This window comes from Escherichia sp. KTE159, from assembly GCF_000408805.1.
In the GTDB taxonomy this organism is placed as follows: domain Bacteria; phylum Pseudomonadota; class Gammaproteobacteria; order Enterobacterales; family Enterobacteriaceae; genus Escherichia; species Escherichia marmotae.
The window spans coordinates 2981150-3003484 of the sequence record NZ_KE137292.1; the positions used below are offsets into that span (position 1 = coordinate 2981150).

General features: G+C 51.7%; 24 protein-coding genes. 19 read left to right on the forward strand and 5 right to left on the reverse strand.

All coding sequences use genetic code 11. The features are described from left to right. Nucleotides 1-223 precede the first annotated feature (223 nt). Nucleotides 224-2242, forward strand: a complete 2019-nt coding sequence (fadH, locus tag A31E_RS07615; protein WP_016249230.1) for an NADPH-dependent 2,4-dienoyl-CoA reductase — start codon at nt 224-226, stop codon at nt 2240-2242. A 116-nt stretch (nt 2243-2358) separates the two neighbouring features. Here the strand turns inward: fadH and rlmG are convergent, their stop codons facing one another. Next, entirely contained in the window at nt 2359-3495 is a 1137-nt protein-coding gene (gene rlmG, locus A31E_RS07610) for a 23S rRNA (guanine(1835)-N(2))-methyltransferase RlmG (RefSeq protein WP_000018671.1), read from the reverse strand. Between the two features lie 84 nt (nt 3496-3579). Here rlmG and A31E_RS07605 point away from each other — a divergent pair, with 84 nt between their 5' ends. From A31E_RS07605 to sstT, 5 genes are all read left to right on the forward strand, one after another. Next, nucleotides 3580-4083 carry a M48 metallopeptidase family protein gene (locus tag A31E_RS07605; protein ID WP_016249231.1) on the forward strand — a complete coding sequence of 168 codons (504 nt, stop codon included), beginning with the start codon at nt 3580-3582 and terminating at the stop codon, nt 4081-4083. Between the two features lie 75 nt (nt 4084-4158). Beyond that, on the forward strand, nt 4159-4851 hold the full coding sequence (locus A31E_RS07600) for a SanA/YdcF family protein (RefSeq protein ID WP_000942580.1): 693 nt from the start codon (nt 4159-4161) through the stop codon (nt 4849-4851). Nucleotides 4852-4929: 78 nt separating this feature from the next. Further along, nucleotides 4930-5916 (forward strand): Gfo/Idh/MocA family protein, encoded by a 987-nt coding sequence (locus tag A31E_RS07595; protein WP_016249232.1) that lies wholly within the window; start codon nt 4930-4932, stop codon nt 5914-5916. A 281-nt stretch (nt 5917-6197) separates the two neighbouring features. Continuing rightward, on the forward strand, nt 6198-7163 hold the full coding sequence (alx, locus tag A31E_RS07590; protein WP_001098824.1) for a TerC family membrane protein Alx: 966 nt from the start codon (nt 6198-6200) through the stop codon (nt 7161-7163). 557 nt (nt 7164-7720) lie between these two features. After that, nucleotides 7721-8965 carry a serine/threonine transporter SstT gene (sstT, locus tag A31E_RS07585; RefSeq protein ID WP_000211634.1) on the forward strand — a complete coding sequence of 415 codons (1245 nt, stop codon included), beginning with the start codon at nt 7721-7723 and terminating at the stop codon, nt 8963-8965. A 3-nt stretch (nt 8966-8968) separates the two neighbouring features. Here the strand turns inward: sstT and A31E_RS07580 are convergent, their stop codons facing one another. From A31E_RS07580 to uxaC, 3 genes are all read right to left on the reverse strand, one after another. After that, a complete protein-coding gene (locus A31E_RS07580) occupies nt 8969-9520 on the reverse strand; it encodes a YgjV family protein (RefSeq protein WP_001517134.1) in 552 nt (183 codons plus the stop codon). Between the two features lie 82 nt (nt 9521-9602). Further along, the gene (uxaA, locus tag A31E_RS07575; protein WP_001199399.1) at nt 9603-11090 is read right to left on the reverse strand and encodes an altronate dehydratase; all 1488 of its coding nucleotides are present in this window, start codon (nt 11088-11090) and stop codon (nt 9603-9605) included. Between the two features lie 14 nt (nt 11091-11104). Next, a complete protein-coding gene (uxaC, locus tag A31E_RS07570) occupies nt 11105-12517 on the reverse strand; it encodes a glucuronate isomerase (protein ID WP_000187442.1) in 1413 nt (470 codons plus the stop codon). 483 nt (nt 12518-13000) lie between these two features. On the opposite strand from uxaC, the gene exuT reads away from it, so the two are divergent. From exuT to A31E_RS07515, 11 genes are all read left to right on the forward strand, one after another. Beyond that, complete coding sequence (gene exuT / locus A31E_RS07565) at nt 13001-14299, forward strand: hexuronate transporter ExuT (RefSeq protein WP_001517135.1); 1299 nt, start codon at nt 13001-13003, stop codon at nt 14297-14299. A gap of 129 nt (nt 14300-14428) precedes the next feature. Next, complete coding sequence (exuR, locus tag A31E_RS07560; RefSeq protein ID WP_000406032.1) at nt 14429-15205, forward strand: transcriptional regulator ExuR; 777 nt, start codon at nt 14429-14431, stop codon at nt 15203-15205. Between the two features lie 343 nt (nt 15206-15548). Further along, entirely contained in the window at nt 15549-16211 is a 663-nt protein-coding gene (gene yqjA / locus A31E_RS07555) for a DedA family general envelope maintenance protein YqjA (protein WP_000422149.1), read from the forward strand. Between the two features lie 3 nt (nt 16212-16214). After that, nucleotides 16215-16598, forward strand: a complete 384-nt coding sequence (mzrA, locus tag A31E_RS07550; protein ID WP_001166776.1) for an EnvZ/OmpR regulon moderator MzrA — start codon at nt 16215-16217, stop codon at nt 16596-16598. 146 nt (nt 16599-16744) lie between these two features. Continuing rightward, nucleotides 16745-17113 (forward strand): DUF1090 family protein YqjC, encoded by a 369-nt coding sequence (yqjC, locus tag A31E_RS07545; RefSeq protein WP_010379140.1) that lies wholly within the window; start codon nt 16745-16747, stop codon nt 17111-17113. A 37-nt stretch (nt 17114-17150) separates the two neighbouring features. Next, nucleotides 17151-17456, forward strand: coding sequence for an ElaB/YgaM/YqjD family protein (locus A31E_RS07540; protein WP_000031410.1), 306 nt, complete (start codon nt 17151-17153; stop codon nt 17454-17456). 2 nt (nt 17457-17458) lie between these two features. Beyond that, a complete protein-coding gene (locus A31E_RS07535) occupies nt 17459-17863 on the forward strand; it encodes a phage holin family protein (RefSeq protein ID WP_001517136.1) in 405 nt (134 codons plus the stop codon). Then, nucleotides 17853-18152, forward strand: coding sequence for a YqjK-like family protein (locus A31E_RS07530; RefSeq protein ID WP_000015590.1), 300 nt, complete (start codon nt 17853-17855; stop codon nt 18150-18152). Before A31E_RS07535 ends, A31E_RS07530 begins: the two co-directional genes overlap by 11 nt. 186 nt (nt 18153-18338) lie before the next feature. Further along, nucleotides 18339-18731, forward strand: a complete 393-nt coding sequence (locus A31E_RS07525) for a DoxX family protein (protein WP_000732229.1) — start codon at nt 18339-18341, stop codon at nt 18729-18731. Nucleotides 18732-18799: 68 nt separating this feature from the next. After that, nucleotides 18800-19786, forward strand: a complete 987-nt coding sequence (gene yqjG / locus A31E_RS07520; protein ID WP_016249233.1) for a glutathionyl-hydroquinone reductase YqjG — start codon at nt 18800-18802, stop codon at nt 19784-19786. A gap of 121 nt (nt 19787-19907) precedes the next feature. Continuing rightward, entirely contained in the window at nt 19908-20276 is a 369-nt protein-coding gene (locus tag A31E_RS07515; protein ID WP_000384147.1) for a DUF805 domain-containing protein, read from the forward strand. 33 nt (nt 20277-20309) lie between these two features. Here the strand turns inward: A31E_RS07515 and yhaJ are convergent, their stop codons facing one another. Next, a complete protein-coding gene (gene yhaJ, locus A31E_RS07510; RefSeq protein ID WP_001041020.1) occupies nt 20310-21206 on the reverse strand; it encodes a DNA-binding transcriptional regulator YhaJ in 897 nt (298 codons plus the stop codon). Between the two features lie 104 nt (nt 21207-21310). Between yhaJ and A31E_RS07505 the strand changes: the two genes are divergently transcribed. Further along, nucleotides 21311-22012 (forward strand): pirin family protein, encoded by a 702-nt coding sequence (locus tag A31E_RS07505; RefSeq protein WP_000633605.1) that lies wholly within the window; start codon nt 21311-21313, stop codon nt 22010-22012. 22 nt (nt 22013-22034) lie between these two features. Further along, nucleotides 22035-22199, forward strand: coding sequence for a protein YhaL (yhaL, locus tag A31E_RS07500; protein ID WP_010379152.1), 165 nt, complete (start codon nt 22035-22037; stop codon nt 22197-22199). The last annotated feature ends 136 nt before the right edge of the window (nt 22200-22335 follow it).

The following is a 22335-nucleotide window of genomic DNA, read 5'->3' on the forward strand; positions in this document are numbered from 1 at the left end:
GCGGCGTGAACGCCTTATCCGCCCTACATGTACGCCCGTAGGCCGGATAAGTCCCCGTAGGCCGGATAAGATGCGGCAAGCGTCGCATCCGGCATTACCATCGGGCGTATTCTTTTTGAATCCCATCACAAACCCCGCATTCCCCTTTTCCCTTTTCTCCGGCGACGGCTAAATTAGAACTCATCCGACCACATAACAATTATTTTACATACTGGACAATCTTATGAGCTACCCGTCGCTGTTCGCCCCGCTTGATTTAGGCTTCACCACGTTAAAAAACCGCGTACTGATGGGGTCAATGCACACCGGGCTGGAGGAATACCCGGATGGCGCTGAGCGGCTGGCGGCGTTTTATGCCGAACGCGCCCGCCACGGCGTGGCGCTGATTGTCAGCGGCGGTATCGCACCAGATTTAACGGGCGTTGGCATGGAAGGCGGCGCAATGCTCAACGACGCCAGTCAGATCCCACACCATCGCATTATTACCGAAGCGGTACATCAGGAAGGCGGCAAAATCGCCCTGCAAATTTTGCATACCGGGCGCTACAGTTACCAGCCGCATCTGGTCGCCCCGTCCGCATTGCAGGCTCCCATCAACCGTTTCGTTCCTCATGAGTTAAGCCATGAAGAGATCCTGCAACTGATCAACGATTTCGCCCGCTGTGCGCAACTGGCGCGGGAGGCCGGATACGATGGCGTAGAAGTTATGGGTTCCGAAGGGTATTTGATCAACGAATTTCTGACTCTGCGCACCAACCAGCGCAGCGACCAGTGGGGTGGTGATTACCCTAACCGGATGCGGTTTGCCGTTGAAGTGGTACGTGCAGTGCGCGAACGCGTCGGCAACGATTTCATTATTATCTACCGTCTGTCGATGCTCGATCTGGTAGAAGGCGGCAGCACTTTTACCGAAACGGTACAACTGGCGCAGGCCATTGAAACGGCTGGCGCAACCATTATCAATACCGGCATTGGCTGGCATGAAGCGCGGATTCCGACCATCGCCACTCCCGTGCCGCGCGGCGCATTCAGTTGGGTCACGCGCAAACTGAAAGGCCATGTATCACTGCCGCTGGTGACCACCAACCGAATTAACGATCCGCAGGTTGCCGACGATATCCTCTCGCGTGGCGATGCGGACATGGTGTCGATGGCGCGACCGTTTCTGGCTGATGCCGAGCTGCTGTCAAAAGCGCAATCGGGGAGATCTGATGAGATCAACACCTGTATTGGCTGTAACCAGGCCTGTCTGGATCAGATCTTCGTCGGCAAAGTGACTTCGTGTCTGGTCAATCCTCGCGCCTGCCATGAAACCAAAATGCCAATCCTTCCTGCTATGCAGAAAAAAAATCTGGCGGTGGTCGGTGCAGGTCCGGCAGGGCTGGCGTTTGCCATTAACGCAGCAGCACGTGGACATCAGGTAACGCTGTTTGATACTCGCGGCGAGATCGGTGGGCAGTTCAACATTGCCAAACAGATCCCCGGTAAAGAGGAGTTCTACGAAACACTGCGTTACTACCGCCGGATGATCGAAGTGACGGGCGTGACGCTGAAACTCAATCACACCGTGACGGCGGATCAATTACAGGCGTTCGATGAAACGATCCTTGCCAGCGGGATCGTGCCGCGTATTCCGCCCATCGACGGGATCGATCATCCGAAAGTACTGAGTTACCTCGATGTACTGCGCGACAAAGCGCCAGTGGGCAACAAAGTCGCCATCATCGGTTGTGGCGGTATTGGTTTTGATACGGCAATGTATTTGAGTCAGCCAGGCGAATCCACCAGCCAGAATATCGCTGAATTCTGCACAGAATGGGGGATCGACAGCAGCCTGCAACAAGCTGGTGGCTTAAGTTCGCAAGGTATACAGATCCCCCGTAGCCCACGACAAATCGTAATGCTCCAACGTAAAGCCAGCAAACCAGGTCAGGGATTGGGTAAAACCACCGGTTGGATCCATCGCACCACCCTGCTCTCGCGCGGCGTGAAAATGATCCCAGGCGTAAGTTATCAGAAGATCGATGATGGCGGACTGCATGTGGTGATCAACGGTGAAACGCAGGTATTCGCAGTAGATCATGTGGTGATCTGTGCAGGGCAAGAGCCAAACCGCGCACTGGCACAACCGCTCATTGATAGCGGGAAAACCGTGCATTTAATTGGCGGCTGCGATGTGGCTATGGAGCTGGACGCACGACGAGCGATAGCTCAGGGGACGCGGCTTGCGCTGGAGATTTAAATCGTTCTTTGAAGTGCCGGATGCGACGCTTGACGCGTCTTATCCGGCCTGGGGGTAACGTGCTGAATGTAAGCCGGATAAGCGTTTACGCCGCATCCGGCAGGTAGCTCCCAACCTTATCGACGACGCCCCAGCTTCACTGCTTTCAGCACCACAAATTTATTATTCGTCGCGATAGTGGTGCAATTGCCAAAAATCTTCTTCAGTTTGTGAAAGTAATCCAGATGGCGGTTGGCAACGATATACAGCTCACCGTTGATTTTCAGGCAGCGGCGGGCGTGGTGGAACATCTCCCAGGCAACGTTATCGGTCAGCGCATGTTGCTGGTGAAACGGCGGGTTGCAGAGCACAGCATTAAAGCGAAAAGGCTCTACGCCAGAAAGTGCGTTGTTGATCATAAACTCGCAGCGATCCAGCGCTTCAGGCATGTTGGTTTCTACGTTCAATCGGCTGGAAGCAACTGCCATCGGTGATTCATCGACAAACACCACTTTCGCCTGCGGGTTTTTATCAAGCAGCGTCAGACCAATGACGCCATTACCACAGCCGAGATCGACAATCTCCCCTTCAAGATTTTCCGGCAGATGCTGCATAAAGAAACGCGCGCCAATATCCAGCCCGGTGCGGGAGAAGACATTCGCATGGTTGTGGATAGTCCAGTCGGTGCCTTCCAGTTTCCAGCTAACGGTCTGCGGTGCATCAGCCAGCGGCGGTTCATTGAAGGTACAGTTAATCAGTCGCGCTTTTTTCCATGCCAGCGTGGTGGTGGTTGGGCCGAGCACTTTTTCGAACAGTTCCAGCGTGGAAGTGTGAATGTCGCGGGCTTTAGCGCCAGCAATAATACGTGTATCCGGCGTGACCACTTTGCGCAGCGCACGCAGTTGTTGTTCCAGCAACGCCAGCGTTTTCGGCACTTTGATCAACACCACGCCCGGCTGTTGCGGGTAGTCGGCAGTGCTGTCGAGAAACTTCACGCTCGACTCATCAATCCCGTTGAGACGCAAATTCTCGCGCGTTGCCAGCTCGCTGATATACGAATCACCAATACTGTACGGTTTATGTTCCGCCAGCGCGCAGCTTAACGCACCGAAAGCATCATTCAGGATTAACACCGGGCCGCGGATTTCTGTGTCGTCCAACTGTTGCAGCAAATATTCATCCGCCGCTTCCCACGCCTGTAGCGGGTTAACGTCATCCGTCGCCGGAAAACGTTGTAGTGTCAGTGAACGGAAACCGTTGTCTAAGTGGCTCATCGGCCCTCCTGAATGATAAAATTTCGACGTTGCCCCTGAAAAGGGTGCGTGAGTATACCCTTTTTCTCTTTTTCATGGGCAGTTATGAGCAATCTTACTTATCTTCAGGGCTATCCCGAGCAGCTACTTTCCCAGGTGCGCACGCTAATTAATGAACAGCGTCTGGGTGATGTGCTGGCAAAACGCTATCCGGGAACGCACGACTACGCCACCGATAAAGCCCTCTGGCAATACACTCAGGATCTGAAAAATCAGTTTCTGCGTAATGCCCCGCCGATCAATAAAGTGATGTATGACAATAAGATCCACGTGCTGAAAAACGCGCTGGGATTACATACTGCTGTTTCCCGCGTGCAGGGCGGCAAGCTGAAAGCGAAGGCTGAAATTCGCGTTGCTACCGTGTTTCGCAACGCGCCGGAACCGTTTTTGCGCATGATCGTGGTGCATGAACTGGCGCATCTGAAAGAGAAGGAGCACAACAAAGCGTTCTACCAGTTGTGCTGTCATATGGAACCACAGTACCACCAGCTTGAGTTCGACACTCGCCTGTGGTTGACGCAACTGTCGCTTGGCCGGGGCAAAATCTGAAAATGGATTCAGGCGTTATATTTTCTCCCATTAACGCCTAAAATCGACGTCCCTCTTTCGTTAAGGATAACGACCATGCTGCGCGCATTTTTCCGCCTTCTTCGTCGCGTTTGTTTTTCCCGCCGGATTCTTAAGATTGCCTGTTTACTGTTGCTTGTAGCAGGCGCGACGGTTTTTATCAGCGATCGGGCGATGGTCAACGCCAGCCAGCAACTAACATGGAGCGATGTCAACGCAGTTCCGGTACGTAACGTGGGGTTATTGCTGGGAGCAAAGCCGGGTAATCGCTACTTTACCCGACGTATTGATAGCGCCGCAGAGTTGTACCACGCCGGAAAAGTGAAGTGGCTGTTGGTCAGTGGCGATAACGGACGAAAAAATTACGATGAAGCGTCAGGAATGCAGCGGGCGCTCATCGCTAAAGGCGTACCGGCGAAAGTCATCTTCTGCGATTATGCCGGATTCTCAACGCTTGATTCGGTGGTGCGCGCCAATAAAGTGTTTGGTGAGAACCATATCACCATTATTTCGCAAAAATTTCATAACCAACGCGCCATCTGGCTGGCAAAACAGTACGGCATCGATGCTATCGGTTTTAATGCCCCTGACCTGAATATGAAACAGGGTTTTTATACTCAACTGCGGGAAAAACTCGCTCGCGTCAGCGCGGTGATTGACGCCAAAATCCTCCATCGCCAGCCGAAATATCTCGGGCCGTCGGTCATGATTGGGCCATTTAGCGAACATGGCTGTCCGGCGCAGAAATAATGCGTATCCACGCACGCCGAAGATGAAAAAGGCGTGCTACATTGACGACAGAATCCCTTTATGGAGTAACCACGCGTTATGATACGTTTCGCCGTGATTGGCACGAACTGGATCACCCGCCAGTTCGTCGAGGCCGCCCATGAGAGCGGCAAATACAAGTTAACCGCCGTCTATTCCCGCAGCCTTGAACAGGCCCAGCACTTCGCCAATGATTTTTCTGTCGAGCATCTGTTCACTTCGCTGGAAGCGATGGCGGAAAGCGATGCCATTGACGCGGTGTATGTTGCCAGCCCGAATGCCCTGCATTTTTCCCAGACGCAGCTTTTCCTCAGTCACAAAATGCATGTAATTTGCGAGAAACCGCTGGCGTCGAATCTGGCGGAAGTGGATGCCGCCATTGCCTGCGCGCGGGAAAATCAGGTGGTGCTGTTTGAAGCATTTAAAACGGCCAGCCTGCCTAACTTTCATTTGTTACGCCAGGCGCTGCCGAAAGTCGGCAAATTGCGTAAAGTCTTTTTTAACTACTGCCAGTACTCTTCGCGTTATCAACGTTATCTCGACGGCGAGAATCCCAATACCTTTAATCCGGCGTTCTCTAACGGCTCGATCATGGATATCGGCTTTTACTGCCTGGCGTCGGCAGTGGCGTTATTTGGTGAGCCGAAAACCGTGCAGGCAACCGCCAGTTTGCTGGCAAGCGGCGTGGATGCCCACGGCGTGGTGGTGATGGATTACGGTGATTTCAGCGTTACGTTGCAGCACTCCAAAGTCAGCGATTCTGTACTGGCAAGCGAGATTCAGGGCGAAGCGGGATCACTGGTAATTGAAAAACTTTCCGAGTGCCAGAAAGTCTGTTTTGTACCGCGTGGCAGCCAGATGCAGGATCTCACCTTGCCGCAGCATATTAATACCATGCTCTACGAAGCAGAGCTGTTCGCCACTCTGGTGGATGAGCATCTGGTAGATCATCCGGGTCTGGCAGTCAGTCGTATCACCGCCAAACTGCTGACCGAGATCCGCCGCCAGACCGGGGTGATTTTTCCGGCAGATAGCGTAAAGCAATAATTGTTACCGTAAAGCAGTGTAAAAGGCATGTAACAGACCATTGACTGGATGAATGGTCTGTCATACTTTGTTACCTGCAAAGGGGAGTAACTTCATTGCCGGTCGATCGTCATTACGATGTGTGAAAAACCACATCCGGTCACCGGGCAACCCGAAAGGAATACGCAGACGTATTCCTTTTTTGTTGTAAGTGAGACCTTGCCGGAAGGCGAGGTCTATGCATAAAAAGCAGCGGCTGACGTCTTCCGACGTTGGCCGTTTTTTATGTGTAAGGAACTTCTATGAATACTGTCGGCACGCCGTTGTTATGGGGCGGATTCGCTGTCGTTGTCGCTGTTATGCTGGCTATCGACCTGTTGTTGCAGGGGCGTCGGGGTGCGCACGCTATGACCATGAAACAGGCTGCAGCCTGGTCACTGGTTTGGGTGACGCTGTCGTTACTGTTTAACGCCGCTTTCTGGTGGTATCTGGCGCAGACACAGGGACGCGAAGTCGCGGACCCGCAGGCGCTGGCCTTCCTCACTGGTTATCTGATTGAGAAATCTCTGGCGGTTGATAACGTCTTTGTCTGGCTGATGTTGTTCAGCTATTTCTCTGTTCCGGCGGCATTACAACGCCGCGTGCTGGTGTATGGCGTGCTCGGGGCGATTGTCCTGCGTACTATCATGATCTTCACCGGTAGCTGGCTGATTTCGCAGTTCGACTGGATCCTGTATATCTTTGGCGCATTCCTGCTGTTTACTGGCGTGAAGATGGCATTGGCCCATGAAGACGAATCAGGGATTGGCGACAAGCCGCTGGTACGCTGGCTGCGGGGTCATTTGCGCATGACCGACACCATCGACAACGAGCACTTCTTTGTGCGTAAGAATGGCTTGCTGTATGCCACGCCGCTGATGCTGGTGTTGATTCTGGTGGAGTTAAGCGACGTGATTTTCGCCGTGGATAGCATTCCGGCAATCTTCGCCGTCACCACCGATCCGTTCATTGTGCTGACCTCAAACCTGTTTGCGATACTCGGCCTGCGTGCGATGTATTTCCTGCTGGCGGGCGTGGCGGAGCGTTTCTCGATGCTCAAATATGGCCTGGCGGTGATTCTGGTGTTTATTGGTATCAAGATGCTGATTGTCGATTTCTACCATATTCCGATCGCCGTCTCGCTGGGCGTGGTGTTTGGCATTCTGGTGACGACGTTTATTATCAACGCGTGGGTGAATTATCAGCATGATAAGCAGCGGGTAGAGTAATTCGCTGTATATTAAGCCATTACTGGAGATAACTCATTCCAGACAAAGATGAGCTATTAATTATGTAATCGACTTATAGCTCGTTACAAAAAGACCGCATGGATGCGCGGCGAGGGCGTGTTTTACAGGGATGTTACCTCGCGCCCGTACCCGATAGCCGCAAGGGATAAGCTGAGGGAACCGCGCGGCGGCGATTTTGTTCGCCAGAGCCCGGGGTGCAGGGGGCAGCGGCGATTGGCCGCCCCCTGCGCGCTCCCTGCGCCAGTGACTTTATATGGCATTGCACATTAAAGGAGCGCAACCGTTCTCATACTCCAAATAGTTTTGCCCATATGTTATCTAATCAGCCTTAGTAGTCAGTCCTTCCCTCTGTTTATGTCAAATAAATGTAACAATTAAGTTGCAAAACATGACCTCTCTTTAAAATCCAGTATTTTTAGCTTCCCGAACCCACAACTTTCCTTATACTCAACCTTGCAAATACTTTGTTACATCCTGAAAGATGCGTCGACAGAACGCACCAGGGATGTGCGACAACACAACGAAAGGATCGAAAAATGACTACGCAACGTTCACCGGGGATATTCCGGCGTCTGGCTCATGGCAGCCTGGTAAAACAAATCCTGGTCGGCCTTGTTCTGGGGATTCTCCTGGCATGGATCTCAAAACCGGCGGCTGAAGCTGTCGGCCTGTTAGGCACCCTGTTCGTCGGCGCGCTGAAAGCTGTAGCGCCAATCCTGGTGCTGATGCTGGTAATGGCTTCCATCGCTAACCACCAGCACGGACAAAAAACCAATATCCGCCCTATTCTGTTTCTCTATTTGCTGGGTACTTTCTCCGCTGCACTGGCCGCAGTTGTCTTCAGCTTCGCCTTCCCTTCTACTCTGCATTTATCCAGCAGTGCGGGGGATATTACCCCCCCGTCAGGCATTATTGAGGTCATGCGCGGGTTGCTGATGAGTATGGTTTCCAACCCTATCGACGCCCTGCTAAAAGGTAATTACATCGGGATTCTGGTGTGGGCGATTGGCCTCGGTTTTGCCCTGCGTCATGGTAACGAGACCACCAAAAACCTGGTCAACGATATGTCGAATGCCGTCACCTTTATGGTGAAGCTGGTGATTCGCTTCGCGCCGATCGGTATTTTTGGCCTGGTTTCTTCTACGCTGGCAACCACAGGGTTCGACACGTTGTGGGGTTATGCGCAACTGCTCGCGGTGCTGGTTGGCTGTATGCTGTTGGTGGCGCTGGTGGTTAATCCACTGCTGGTATGGTGGAAAATTCGTCGTAATCCGTTCCCGCTGGTACTGCTGTGCCTACGTGAAAGCGGCGTGTACGCCTTCTTCACCCGTAGCTCTGCGGCGAATATTCCGGTGAATATGGCGCTGTGCGAAAAGCTGAATCTGGATCGTGATACCTATTCCGTTTCTATTCCGCTGGGAGCAACCATCAATATGGCGGGCGCGGCGATCACCATTACGGTGTTGACGCTGGCAGCGGTCAATACGCTGGGTATTCCGGTGGATCTGCCCACGGCGCTGCTGTTGAGCGTGGTTGCTTCTTTGTGTGCCTGTGGCGCATCAGGCGTAGCTGGTGGTTCTCTGCTGCTGATCCCGCTGGCCTGTAATATGTTCGGTATCCCAAACGACATCGCCATGCAGGTGGTCGCCGTCGGCTTTATTATCGGCGTATTGCAGGACTCCTGCGAAACCGCGCTGAACTCGTCAACTGACGTGCTGTTCACCGCGGCAGCATGCCAGGCAGAAGATGAGCGTCTGGCAAATAGCGCTCTGCGTAATTAATGCTTAACCCCTTTCGTCTACGGCGGAAGGGGTTTTCTCTACTTTAAACGGATCAATTCCCCTTTTCTGCATCCGCCAGAAACGAATGATATTCAGGCCATTCATCAACAGAAAACTGCCTTCAATCATCGTGCCACCAATCGACCCGGCCCAAAAGTTGTGAATCACCCAGCAACACGTTGAAAACCACATCACGCAGCGCATAGTCAGCCCTTTACAGCGAAACAGCGCCCAGGTACTGACGATCGTGCCAATAACCGGCAGCAATTCAACAGGATGATGGAACTTCGCCAGGCCAATTCCGCCAGTGAGCACAATGAAGATTGTCATCACCCATAAGCTGCGCGTGCGTAGGGTAATCAGTGTACGGATGGCGTTAAGGATGGCACTGGCACCGGCAGGATAGGTGCCCAGGAGAAAGAAATGCACGCCGATAACGGCGCTATAGACCGAAAGCTGCTTTTTGAAGCGACGTTCGTCACGGTTGAAAAATGTTGTGATACCAATCAGAAAGGCGATGACACCCACGCCCTGGGCCAGCCAATACGCGGTCATGATAAATCCTTAGCAGGTATGGAAAAGCAAACGGCGCTTCACATTATGAAACGCCGTTTTTTATTAACAACTCATTTCGATCTTATAACGTTACGCCGCTTTTAAAGATCGCCAGTTCGCGGAAGTCGTTACGCTCGTTGCAAGTTTGCTTACCGTTGGCAAACTCAACGATGGTGTCGATAAACTCTTCCAGCAACTGCGGCATCGCTTTACCGTGGATCAACTGACCCGCGTCAAAGTCGATCCAGTGTTTTTTCTTCGCCGCCAGTTCGCTGTTGGTGGCGATTTTCACTGTTGGAACAAAACCACCATACGGCGTACCGCGACCAGTACTGAACAACACCATATGGCAGCCTGCGCCCGCCAGTGCGCTGGTTGCCACGGCATCGTTACCCGGCGCGCTTAACAGGTTCAGTCCCGGCGTTTTCAGACGTTCGCCATAACGCAACACATCAACCACTTCGCTGGAACCCGCTTTCTGAGTACAACCAAGTGATTTGTCTTCCAGCGTGGTAATACCGCCTGCTTTGTTCCCCGGTGATGGGTTTTCGTAGATCGGCTGGTCATGGGCAATAAAGTACTGTTTGAAGTCGTTAACCATAGTGACCAGTTTTTCAAACGTCGCTTCATCGCGGCAATGACTCATCAGCAACTGCTCTGCACCGAACATCTCCGGCACTTCGGTCAGTACGGTAGTACCGCCATTAGCAATCACGTAGTCAGAAAAACGCCCCAGCATCGGGTTAGCGGTAATACCAGAAAGACCGTCGGAACCGCCGCACTCCAGACCAAACTTCAGTTCACTGAGTTTGCCCGGCTCGCGCTTGTCGTTGCGCATCACGTTATACAACTGATGCAGATGTTCGATCCCGGCTTCGATTTCATCGTCCTGCTGCTGGCAGATCATGAAATGAACGCGTTCAGGATCAATATCCCCCAGCGTTTCGCGGAAAGCATCAACCTGGTTGTTTTCACACCCCAGACCAATCACCAGTACTGCGCCCGCATTCGGATGGCGCACCATGTTTTGCAGCATAGTACGAGTATTGATGTGATCGTCGCCCAACTGCGAGCAGCCGTAGGTGTGGCTGAAGAGGAACACACCATCAGTCCCTTCGGCGTTGTTAGTTTCTTTCAGGAAACGATTCTGGATCTGCCGCGCGATGCCATTGACACAGCCAACGGTCGGCAAGATCCACAACTCATTACGCACCCCGACATCGCCGTTAGCGCGACGATAGATCTGCACTTCACGATCTGCCGCTTGTGCTGGCAGATCGTGAAAATCAGGTTGATAGCGATACTGATCCAGATCGCTCAGATTCGTGCGCGTATTGTGGGCGTGAACGTGTTCCCCCGCCGCAATATCCGCCAATGCATAACCAATCGGCAGACCATATTTAATGACGTTGGCTCCTTTTGCGATATCCGTTAACGCAAATTTATGTCCACGAGCGACGTCCTGACGCAGCGTAACAGTCTGGCTATCGACACTGACTTCTGTGCCTTCAGCCAGATCCGCTAAAGCGACCGCGACGTTATCCAGCGCATGGATCTTGATGTATTGCATATCAACCCCAGACCTTAGTTCAGTTCAATGGCGAAGTAGTCACGCGCATTGTTAAAGCAAATATTTTTCACCATCTCGCCCAGCAGGTTGATGTCCGCCGGTGCTTCGCCTGCTTCCACCCAGCGACCGATCATCTGGCACAGAATGCGGCGGAAGTATTCGTGACGGGTGTATGACAGGAAACTACGGCTGTCAGTCAGCATACCGACAAAGCGGCTCAGCAGACCGAGCTGCGCCAGTTGGGTCATCTGACGTTCCATACCGTCTTTCTGGTCGTTAAACCACCAGCCGGAACCGAACTGCATTTTGCCCGGCATACCTTCGCCCTGGAAGTTACCGATCATGGTGCCCAGCACTTCGTTATCGCGCGGGTTCAGGCAGTAAAGAATGGTTTTTGGCAGCAGGTTTTCTTCGTTCTGTTTGCTCAGCAGCTTAGACAGTTCTTCCGCCATCGGACGGTCGTTGATGGAGTCGAAGCCTACATCCGGCCCCAGCAGTTTGAACTGACGCAGGTTGTTATTACGCAGTGCGCCAATGTGGTACTGCTGCACCCAACCGCGACGTGCGTATTCGGCACCAAGGAACACCAGTACCGCAGTTTTAAACTGTGCCACTTCGTGCTCACTCAGAGTTTCACCAGCCAGACGGCGTGCCAGGATGCTATCCAGTTCCGCTTCGTTCGCTTCGGCAAACATCACCACATCCAGCGCGTGGTCAGACACTTTACAACCGTGAGCGGCGAAGTGATCCAGACGTTTGGTCAGGGCGGTTTGCAGATCAGCAAAGCGGCGAATGTCGGTGTCGGAAACTTCGCCCAGCTTCGCCATATAGTCGTTAAAAGTCGCCTGTTCGATGTTGAAGGCTTTATCCGGACGCCAGCTCGGCAGCACTTTAATGGTGAAAGAACCGTCTTTGGCGATCTCTGCGTGATGTTCCAGAGAATCAATCGGATCGTCGGTGGTGCCAACCATTTTCACGTTCATCTGCTGCATGATGCCGCGCGCGGAGAAGTTATCCTGCGCCAGCAATTCGTTACATTCGTTCCAGATCTCATCGGCAGTCGACGGAGACAGCAGTTTACCGGTGATACCAAACGGACGGCGCAGTTCCAGATGCGTCCAGTGGTATAACGGGTTGCCGATAGTGTGTGGAACGGTCGCCGCCCACGCATCAAACTTCTCACGGTCAGAGGCATCACCTGTACACAAGCGTTCAGCCACGCCATTGGTACGCATTGCACGCCATTTGTAGTGATCACCTTTCAACCAGATGTCATACAAATTCTTAAAGCGATAATCTTCTGCGATCTGCTGCGGCGGCAAATGACAGTGGTAATCGAAAATCGGCTGGTCTTTTGCGTAGTCGTGATACAGGCGGCGGGCAAATTCAGTATCTAACAGGAAATCTTCAGTCATAAACGGAGTCATTTTCGTCTTCCTCTCAACGAGTGAGCTAGCTTGCTTATGGTGCGATGCTGACAAAGTTATCACACCAATTTCCAGAGCCAGAAGATATTTTCGTGAGTTAGATCAATAAACGTAGTTAAAAAAATTACTCTCAAAGTGGTAAACACCGCCGCAAGCCGCGCCATTTCTGGCCTCGTCATTATCCAGTAATGTCCCTACAAATATTCGCACATTTGTGATGGCTCTCACCTTTTAAAGTTGTATGACAAGTTATCTTTCTGCCGTCGCAAATCATAAGTCGACGGAATGCAAATTGCTGATTCATTCATTTGTTAGATGAATCGGGTTGACCGGTACGGAAGCCGAATTAGCACGAAACTTTCATGGCAACGTTCGGGGCGTGCCGGTTTTTTTTTCGGTTACCCGGTCGTAACTAACATCTTCAGCCTCTGGCGGGATGATGGCCGCGATTCCTGCGGATATAACAAAACGATGAGGTTTTACATGCGTAAAATTAAAGGGTTACGTTGGTACATGATCGCACTGGTGACGCTCGGCACCGTGCTTGGCTACCTGACGCGTAACACTGTAGCGGCGGCTGCGCCAACTCTGATGGAAGAGTTAAACATCTCCACCCAACAGTATTCCTACATCATCGCAGCCTATTCTGCTGCTTATACGATCATGCAACCGGTAGCGGGTTATGTACTGGATGTTCTGGGTACAAAAATCGGTTACGCGATGTTTGCCGTGTTGTGGGCAGTGTTCTGTGGCGCTACCGCGCTGGCGGGTAGCTGGGGCGGCCTGGCGATTGCTCGTGGTGCAGTAGGTGCTGCTGAAGCGGCAATGATCCCGGCGGGTCTGAAAGCCAGCTCCGAATGGTTCCCGGCGAAAGAGCGTTCCATCGCAGTAGGTTACTTTAACGTTGGTTCTTCAATTGGCGCGATGATTGCACCGCCGCTGGTAGTATGGGCAATCGTAATGCATAGCTGGCAGATGGCATTTATCATCTCTGGTGCATTGAGCTTTATCTGGGCGATGGCATGGCTGATTTTCTATAAGCATCCACGCGACCAGAAGCATCTGACCGATGAAGAACGCGACTACATTATTAATGGTCAGGAAGCCCAGCACCAGGTTGGCACGGCGAAAAAACTGTCCGTTGGTCAGATCCTGCGTAACCGTCAGTTCTGGGGTATCGCACTGCCGCGCTTCCTGGCGGAACCCGCCTGGGGTACTTTCAACGCGTGGATCCCGCTGTTCATGTTTAAAGTTTACGGCTTTAACCTGAAAGAGATCGCTATGTTTGCCTGGATGCCGATGCTGTTTGCTGACCTCGGTTGCATCCTCGGTGGTTACCTGCCGCCGCTGTTCCAGCGCTGGTTTGGTGTGAACCTGATCGTGTCCCGTAAGATGGTTGTAACGCTGGGTGCGGTACTGATGATTGGCCCGGGTATGATCGGTCTGTTCACCAACCCGTATGTAGCGATTATGCTGCTGTGTATCGGTGGTTTTGCTCACCAGGCACTGTCTGGCGCGCTGATTACGCTCTCTTCTGACGTGTTCGGTCGTAACGAAGTGGCAACGGCAAACGGTCTGACCGGGATGTCCGCATGGCTGGCAAGTACGCTGTTTGCGCTGGTTGTGGGTGCACTGGCTGACACCATCGGCTTCAGCCCGCTGTTCGCGGTACTGGCAGTGTTCGACCTGTTAGGCGCGCTGGTTATCTGGACGGTATTGCAGAACAAACCAGCGATTGAGGTGGCGCAGGAAACACATAACGATCCCGCACCGCAACATTAACGCAAAGTATAAGTTTTAGTTTCCCTTCGAAGCCGCCTTTTCAGGCGGCTTTTTCATCACTGCGAGTAGAGCAAATCTCGCAAAAGTGGTATAACAAATATAGTCTGCTGTATCATGCCTGGAGCGCATATGGAAATCTCTGAACCACGCCGTTTGTACCAACAACTTGCTGCTGACCTGAAAGAACGCATCGAGCAGGGCGTCTATCTGGTGGGTGATAAATTACCCGCCGAACGTTTTATTGCCGATGAAAAAAACGTCAGCCGCACCGTGGTTCGTGAAGCCATCATCATGCTGGAAGTAGAAGGCTATGTAGAGGTGCGTAAAGGCTCAGGTATTCATGTGGTTTCCAACCAGCCTCGCCATCAGCAAGCGGCTGACGATAATATGGAATTTGCTAATTACGGTCCGTTTGAGTTGCTCCAGGCACGCCAGCTCATCGAAAGCAATATTGCTGAGTTTGCCGCTACCCAGGTCACTAAACAGGACATCATGAAACTGATGGCCATCCAGGAGCAGGCACGCGGCGAACAATGCTTCCGCGATTCCGAGTGGGACTTGCAGTTTCATATTCAGGTAGCCCTGGCAACGCAGAACTCGGCGCTGGCAGCCATCGTTGAGAAAATGTGGACCCAGCGTAGCCATAACCCGTACTGGAAAAAACTCCACGAACACATTGATTCTCGTACCGTCGATAACTGGTGCGATGACCACGATCAAATCCTTAAAGCGCTGATTCGCAAAGATCCCCATGCCGCTAAACTGGCAATGTGGCAGCATCTGGAAAACACTAAAATTATGTTATTTAACGAAACCAGTGATGATTTCGAGTTCAATGCTGACCGTTACCTGTTTGCTGAAAACCCGGTTGTACATCTGGATACGGCTGCCAATAGCAATAAATAGCCCTCTCTTCTGACAGGCGCTGCCAGGTGCCTGTGCGCTTTATCAGTAAGCGAAAAGTATAAAGTGTCAGCCTGTGTAAATCCTCTCGCCACCCTCCCCTGCAATCAGCAAAATCAGACCCCACGGACATGTAATTTTGATAACGAACAACGTTGACCTTTGTTACAATTAGATTCAATTTGAATTTATGCTATTAAATGTTTTCTTATCTCACGTTTTAACAGGGAATAGTTCAGGCCGTGTTGGTGTCCCGACCCGCAATCCATACAAAAACAGTAATAACCTGGCGGGAGTGCATCATTTAAAACCGGCGTGGCGTTAACCGATTCACCAGGAATAATGAATGGAACTTTTGACCCAATTACTGCAAGCCCTGTGGGCGCAGGATTTTGAAACGCTGGCCAATCCATCGATGATTGGCATGTTGTATTTTGTCTTGTTTGTAATTTTGTTCCTTGAAAACGGCTTGCTTCCGGCAGCCTTTTTACCGGGCGACAGCTTACTGGTGTTGGTCGGTGTATTGATTGCTAAAGGCGCGATGGGGTATCCGCAAACGATTCTGTTACTGACCGTTGCCGCCAGCCTTGGCTGCTGGGTCAGTTACATACAGGGGCGATGGCTGGGCAATACCCGCACCGTGCAAAACTGGCTTTCCCATTTACCCGCGCACTATCACCAACGCGCACATCATCTTTTTCACAAACACGGTTTATCCGCGTTGCTGATTGGCCGCTTTATTGCGTTTGTCAGAACATTACTGCCGACTATTGCCGGGTTGTCAGGGCTGAATAATGCCCGTTTTCAGTTCTTCAACTGGATGAGCGGTCTGCTGTGGGTGTTGATCCTGACAACCTTAGGATACATGCTCGGCAAAACGCCGGTATTTTTGAAGTATGAGGATCAGCTCATGTCATGCCTGATGCTGCTCCCGGTGGTACTGCTGGTGTTTGGTCTGGCAGGTTCTTTAGTTGTGTTATGGAAAAAGAAATATGGAAATCGGGGGTAAGGGATGCAAATACCTCGCATGTCGCTTCGTCAGCTAGTCTGGTCCGGCGCTGCTTTACTGCTGGTCGGCACGCTGCTGCTGGCCTGGTCCGCGGTTCGTCAGCAAGATTCAACGCTGGCGATCCGTGCCGTTCATCAAGGCACGACGATGCCAGACGGTTTTTCCATCTGGCATCACCTTGACGCTCACGGCATTCCTTTCAAAAGCATCACTCCCAAGAATGACACTCTACTGATTACATTTGATTCCAGCGACCAGAGTGCCGCCGCAAAAGCTGTTCTCGACAGAACATTGCCTCATGGCTACATCATTGCACAGCAGGACAATAATAGTCAGGCTATGCAGTGGCTGACCCGGCTGCGAGATAACTCTCATCGCTTCGGATAACTTCCTGTTATCCGAAACATATCACTCACTTTGGTGATTTCACTGTTACTGTCTATGATTAATGAGGCGGTGGTTAACACTACCGCTTCGTTGTCTGGACAATCGTTCCTCTGTAATGGGTCCGAGTCACAATGGAAGGTTCAAGAATGAAATACCGCATCGCTTTAGCTGTTTCTCTTTTTGCTCTTAGTGTCAGTAGTTATGCCACTACTCTTTGTCAGGAAAAGGAGCAAAATATCCTTAAGGAGATCAGCTATGCTGAAAAACACCAAAACCAGAATCGTATCAACGGCCTGAACAAAGCCCTTAGAGAAGTACGGGCCAATTGTTCAGATAGCCAACTGCGCGCCGATCATCAGAAGAAAATCGCAAAGCAGAGAGATGAGGTAGCGGAACGCAAACATGATTTAGCCGAGGCCAAACAAAAAGGCGATGCGGATAAGATTGCCAAACGCGAACGGAAACTGGCAGAAGCGCAGGAAGAGCTGAAAAAGCTGGAAGCGCGCGCCTACTAATCCACAATAGTCACTACTTACTCACCTGGAGAAAACTATGTCGAAAGAACACACTACGGAACATCTGCGTGCTGAGTTGAAATCCCTGTCTGATACGCTGGAAGAAGTACTAAGCGCTTCAGGAGAGAAGTCGAAAGAAGAGTTGAGTAAGATTCGCAGCAAAGCGGAGCAGGCACTGAAACAGAGCCGTTACCGTCTGGGTGAAACCGGTGATGCAATTGCCAAACAGACCCGTGAAGCGGCGGCACGTGCCGATGAATACGTGCGTGAAAATCCGTGGACAGGCGTAGGCATTGGCGCTGCCGTCGGTGTAGTGTTGGGCGTTCTACTGTCTCGTCGTTAATTATGGCGGACACTCAGCACGCGCAAGGGCCCGGTAAAAGCGTTCTGGGCATCGGGCAGCGAATTGTCACTATCATGGTTGAAATGGTGGAGACACGTCTGCGGCTGGCGGTGGTTGAACTGGAAGAAGAAAAAGCCAATATCTTTCAGTTATTACTGATGCTGGGTCTGACGATGCTTTTTGCTGCATTTGGTCTTATGAGCCTGATGGTGCTGATTATCTGGGCGATTGATCCGCAATATCGCCTGAATGCAATGATTGCCACCACCGTGGTGTTGTTCCTTTTAGCGCTGATTGGCGGTATCTGGACATTACGCAAGTCGCGGAAATCGACCCTGTTGCGCCATACGCGCCATGAACTGGCGAACGATCGGCAACTGCTCGAGGAGGAGTCCCGTGAGCGGTAAAGTCGAACGTGAACGCCGCAAGGCACAGCTACTTAGCCAGATCCAGCAACAACGGCTGGATCTTTCCGCCAGTCGTCGTGACTGGCTGGAGGCAACAGGCGCTTACGATCGTCGCTGGAATATGCTGTTGAGTTTGCGCTCCTGGGCGCTGGTTGGCAGCAGCGTGATGGCTATCTGGACAATTCGCCATCCGAATATGCTGGTTCGCTGGGCCAGACGCGGTTTTGGCGTCTGGAGTGCCTGGCGTCTGGTTAAAAGTACGATTAATCAGCAGCAGCTTCGCGGTTAATTACCTCTCTGGCCGGAGTCATTCCGGCCTTATCCCTCAAATTTTTTGAAAATTTTTGACAGTTTTCCTTGCTAACAATCACCATTCACTACGTTTATGCTTCTCTCCATCGACAGCAACGACGCTAATACCGCGCTCTTGCAGAAAAAAACAATCAGCGGCCTGAGTGGCGCAGTGGAGAGTAAGATGAAAAAATTAGAAGATGTTGGTGTACTGGTAGCGCGTATTTTAATGCCAATTCTGTTTATTAGCGCAGGTTGGGGGAAAATTACCGGTTATGCAGGCACGCAACAATACATGGAAGCGATGGGTGTCCCGGGCTTTATGCTGCCGCTGGTGATCCTGCTTGAGTTCGGTGGCGGCCTGGCAATCCTGTTCGGTTTCCTGACGCGTACCACCGCACTGTTTACCGCTGGCTTTACACTGTTGACGGCATTTTTATTTCACAGCAACTTTGCCGAAGGCATGAACTCGCTAATGTTTATGAAAAATATGACTATTTCTGGTGGATACCTGCTTCTGGCGATTACCGGTCCGGGCGCATATAGCATCGACCGCCTGCTGAATAAAAAGTGGTAAGCACAGGCTATACTTAACGATAAAAAACGAGGAGGAAGCTCCTCGTTTTTGCTATTGGAGGAAAAAAAATGGGTCAACTGATTGACGGTGTCTGGTATGACACCTGGTACGACACAAAATCCACCGGCGGTAAATTTCAACGTTCAGCTTCCGCATTTCGTAACTGGCTTACTGCCGATGGCGCGCCTGGGCCGACTGGCAAAGGTGGTTTTGTCGCAGAAAAAAACCGCTACCATCTCTATGTCTCACTCGCCTGCCCGTGGGCACACCGCACGCTGATTATGCGTAAACTCAAAGGTCTGGAACCGTTCATCTCTGTTTCCGTGGTGAACCCACTGATGCTGGAAAATGGCTGGACCTTTGATGACAGTTTTCCAGGTGCAACCGGCGACACGCTCTATCAACACGAGTTTCTGTATCAGCTTTACCTTCATGCCGATCCGCACTATAGCGGTCGTGTCACCGTTCCCGTGCTGTGGGACAAAAAGAATCACACCATCGTCAGCAACGAATCAGCGGAAATCATCCGCATGTTCAATACCGCTTTTGATGCGCTGGGTGCGAAAGCTGGTGATTACTACCCGCCTGCACTGCAAACGAAAATTGACGAACTCAATGGCTGGATTTACGACACCGTTAACAATGGCGTCTATAAGGCCGGTTTCGCCACCAGCCAACAGGCCTATGACGAAGCAGTGGTAAAAGTATTTGAATCACTGGCGCGTCTGGAACAGATCTTAGGGCAGCATCGCTTCCTGACAGGTAACCAGCTCACCGAAGCCGATATTCGCCTGTGGACCACATTGATCCGTTTTGATCCGGTGTATGTCACCCACTTCAAGTGCGATAAGCACCGCATCAGCGATTACCTGAACCTGTACGGCTTCCTGCGCGATATCTACCAGATGCCGGGGATTGCCGAAACTGTCAATTTCGATCATATCCGTAATCACTACTTCCGCAGCCATAAGACCATCAATCCCACCGGGATTATTTCGATTGGTCCGTGGCAGGATCTTGATGAACCACACGGGCGGGATGTTCGCTTCAGCTAAACAAAGGTACCCTTCACGATGCCTTATTAATTCATCAAGTTAATATTTACTGTCATTTCATTCATGTCTATTCTTAATTTGCTGCTTTAAAAACAAGTGATTGAGCAAAATTGAGGCAAAAATGGACTGGTATCTGAAAGTACTGAAAAATTATGTCGGTTTCCGGGGACGTGCGCGACGCAAAGAGTACTGGATGTTTATTCTGGTCAACATCATCTTTACGTTCGTGCTGGGGCTGCTGGACAAAATGTTAGGCTGGCAACGCGCCGGTGGCGAGGGCATTCTGACGACCATCTATGGCATTCTGGTGTTTTTACCGTGGTGGGCGGTTCAGTTCCGTCGCCTGCACGACACCGACCGCTCGGCATGGTGGGTGCTACTGTTCTTAATCCCGGTTATCGGCTGGCTGATTATCATCGTGTTTAACTGCCAGGCGGGTACACCAGGTGAAAACCGGTTTGGGCCAGACCCAAAACTGGAACAAGAATAATAATTAAGCACCTTGCAAAAGGTGCTTAATGGATTATTTTGCCGTAAACAATTTAGGGATTTCTCGCAAACACCAGGATTTTGCCTCCCCCATACTGTCGCGACGCCACGCCATAATAATATCGATTTCGCTGGTCGATTCCGGGCTGACTACACGCAACCGCCCTTCAGCAATATCTTTTTCGACCATCGGGTACGGCATGGTTGCCACGCCAAGCCCCGCCAGTAACGCCTGCCGTTTATCTTCAATGGTGCTGACCGTTAAGCGCGGCTGTTTGTCCAGCAACTGCACCGTCAATACCGGACGCTCACGGGCGGTATCTGCCACCGCGATCCCACGATATTTCACACGCGTAACCTCCGAAAGCGGCTCCGGCTCCTGATGAATCGGGTGATTCGGCGCGGCGACGTAGACATTCATTAAGGTATAGAGCTTGCGCGAGTTGATCTCCGACGAAGAACGAAAATGCATATCCGGCGCGATAACAATATCTGCCCGGCCCTGCTCCAGTCGCTCCCACGCCCCCGCCAGCACCTCGGTGATGATTGCCAGTTGGGTATTGGCTTTCGCCGCCAGTTTGTCGATTAGCGGGAAAAAGGCCGACGTCGGCACCAGCGCCTCGGTCACAATAGTGAGATGTGTTTCCCAACCGCGCGCGAGGGCTTCGGCATCAGTAGTCAGTTTATCTGCTGCCTCCAGCAGAACACGTCCCCGCTCCAGCAACATACGCCCGACATTGGTGAATTTTGTCCGATGCCCCGAGCGGTCAAACAGCACCACATCCAGCTCTTCTTCCAGTTTTTGCATGGTGTAGCTAAGCGCAGAAGGCACGCGTCCCAGCTCATCTGCTGCTGCCGCAAAACTGCCACGGCGATCAATAGCATCCATAACACGCAGTGCTTCCAGCGTTAATGCCCTTTCTTTGGCCATGTCGTTCTCATTCAGGAAATTTGAACATACCGGGCAGAATATCTGGCTAACAATGTAGCGTCCAGCCCCTTACCATAAAAGGAAGTAAAGAGAGGTCAAGAATTATGATTACTACCCGAACTGCCAGACAGTGTGGACAAGCAGACTACGGATGGTTGCAGGCCCGGTATACTTTTTCCTTTGGACACTACTTCGACCCTACATTGTTAGGCTATGCCTCCCTGCGTGTACTTAACCAGGAAGTGCTGACCCCAGGTGCCGCCTTCCAGCCGCGAACCTACCCAAAAGTCGATATTTTGAATGTGATTCTGGATGGAGAAGCAGAATACCGCGACAGTGAAGGCAATCATGTTCAAGCCAGCGCTGGTGAAGCCTTATTGCTTTCTACTCAGCCGGGCGTGAGTTATAGCGAACATAACATCAGCAAGGACAAATCGTTAACGCGGATGCAGCTTTGGTTGGACGCTTGTCCACAGCGGGAGAATCCGCTGATTCAAAAACTGGCGCTTAATATGGATAAGCAGCAATTAATCGCCTCGCCCGATGGCGCGAAGGGTAGCCTGCAACTGCGCCAGCAGGTGTGGCTGCATCATATCGTGCTCGATAAGAACGAAAGTGCGAGCTTTCAACTACACGGCCCGCGTGCCTATTTGCAATCGATTCACGGTCAGTTTCATGCGATTACGCACAACGAAGAGAAAGCGGCGCTGAGCTGCGGCGACGGGGCGTTTATTCGTGACGAGACTAACATTACGCTGGTTGCCGATTCCCCACTGCGCGCTTTGCTGATAGATTTACCCGTCTAGTTGTTTTTACAGGGAGAAGATGGTGAGTAAAAAATCGACGAAGAAACGTCAACAAGTGAAGTCCGTAGTGGCGAAAGAAGCCACCCGCGCTACTAAAAACTTTGGCTATGAAGAGATGTTGAGTGAGCTGGAAGCGATAGTCGCTGATGCTGAAACGCGGTTAGCCGAGGATGAAGCTACCGCGTAAAGACAGGTTGCCGGATGCGGCGTAAACGCCTTATCCGGCCTACAAAACCAACAAATTGCACAATCCGTAGGCCGGATAAGATGCGCCAGCATCGCATCCGGCACCGGGTACAAAACCCAACAAAACCAACAAATTG

Coding starts and splice junctions, on each gene's coding strand:
- fadH (WP_016249230.1), top strand. CDS start 224: ATGAGCTACCCGTCGCTGTTCGCCCCGCTTGATTTAGGCTTCACCACG.
- rlmG (WP_000018671.1), bottom strand. CDS start 3,495: ATGAGCCACTTAGACAACGGTTTCCGTTCACTGACACTACAACGTTTT.
- A31E_RS07605 (WP_016249231.1), top strand. CDS start 3,580: ATGAGCAATCTTACTTATCTTCAGGGCTATCCCGAGCAGCTACTTTCC.
- A31E_RS07600 (WP_000942580.1), top strand. CDS start 4,159: ATGCTGCGCGCATTTTTCCGCCTTCTTCGTCGCGTTTGTTTTTCCCGC.
- A31E_RS07595 (WP_016249232.1), top strand. CDS start 4,930: ATGATACGTTTCGCCGTGATTGGCACGAACTGGATCACCCGCCAGTTC.
- alx (WP_001098824.1), top strand. CDS start 6,198: ATGAATACTGTCGGCACGCCGTTGTTATGGGGCGGATTCGCTGTCGTT.
- sstT (WP_000211634.1), top strand. CDS start 7,721: ATGACTACGCAACGTTCACCGGGGATATTCCGGCGTCTGGCTCATGGC.
- A31E_RS07580 (WP_001517134.1), bottom strand. CDS start 9,520: ATGACCGCGTATTGGCTGGCCCAGGGCGTGGGTGTCATCGCCTTTCTG.
- uxaA (WP_001199399.1), bottom strand. CDS start 11,090: ATGCAATACATCAAGATCCATGCGCTGGATAACGTCGCGGTCGCTTTA.
- uxaC (WP_000187442.1), bottom strand. CDS start 12,517: ATGACTCCGTTTATGACTGAAGATTTCCTGTTAGATACTGAATTTGCC.
- exuT (WP_001517135.1), top strand. CDS start 13,001: ATGCGTAAAATTAAAGGGTTACGTTGGTACATGATCGCACTGGTGACG.
- exuR (WP_000406032.1), top strand. CDS start 14,429: ATGGAAATCTCTGAACCACGCCGTTTGTACCAACAACTTGCTGCTGAC.
- yqjA (WP_000422149.1), top strand. CDS start 15,549: ATGGAACTTTTGACCCAATTACTGCAAGCCCTGTGGGCGCAGGATTTT.
- mzrA (WP_001166776.1), top strand. CDS start 16,215: ATGCAAATACCTCGCATGTCGCTTCGTCAGCTAGTCTGGTCCGGCGCT.
- yqjC (WP_010379140.1), top strand. CDS start 16,745: ATGAAATACCGCATCGCTTTAGCTGTTTCTCTTTTTGCTCTTAGTGTC.
- A31E_RS07540 (WP_000031410.1), top strand. CDS start 17,151: ATGTCGAAAGAACACACTACGGAACATCTGCGTGCTGAGTTGAAATCC.
- A31E_RS07535 (WP_001517136.1), top strand. CDS start 17,459: ATGGCGGACACTCAGCACGCGCAAGGGCCCGGTAAAAGCGTTCTGGGC.
- A31E_RS07525 (WP_000732229.1), top strand. CDS start 18,339: ATGAAAAAATTAGAAGATGTTGGTGTACTGGTAGCGCGTATTTTAATG.
- yqjG (WP_016249233.1), top strand. CDS start 18,800: ATGGGTCAACTGATTGACGGTGTCTGGTATGACACCTGGTACGACACA.
- A31E_RS07515 (WP_000384147.1), top strand. CDS start 19,908: ATGGACTGGTATCTGAAAGTACTGAAAAATTATGTCGGTTTCCGGGGA.
- yhaJ (WP_001041020.1), bottom strand. CDS start 21,206: ATGGCCAAAGAAAGGGCATTAACGCTGGAAGCACTGCGTGTTATGGAT.
- A31E_RS07505 (WP_000633605.1), top strand. CDS start 21,311: ATGATTACTACCCGAACTGCCAGACAGTGTGGACAAGCAGACTACGGA.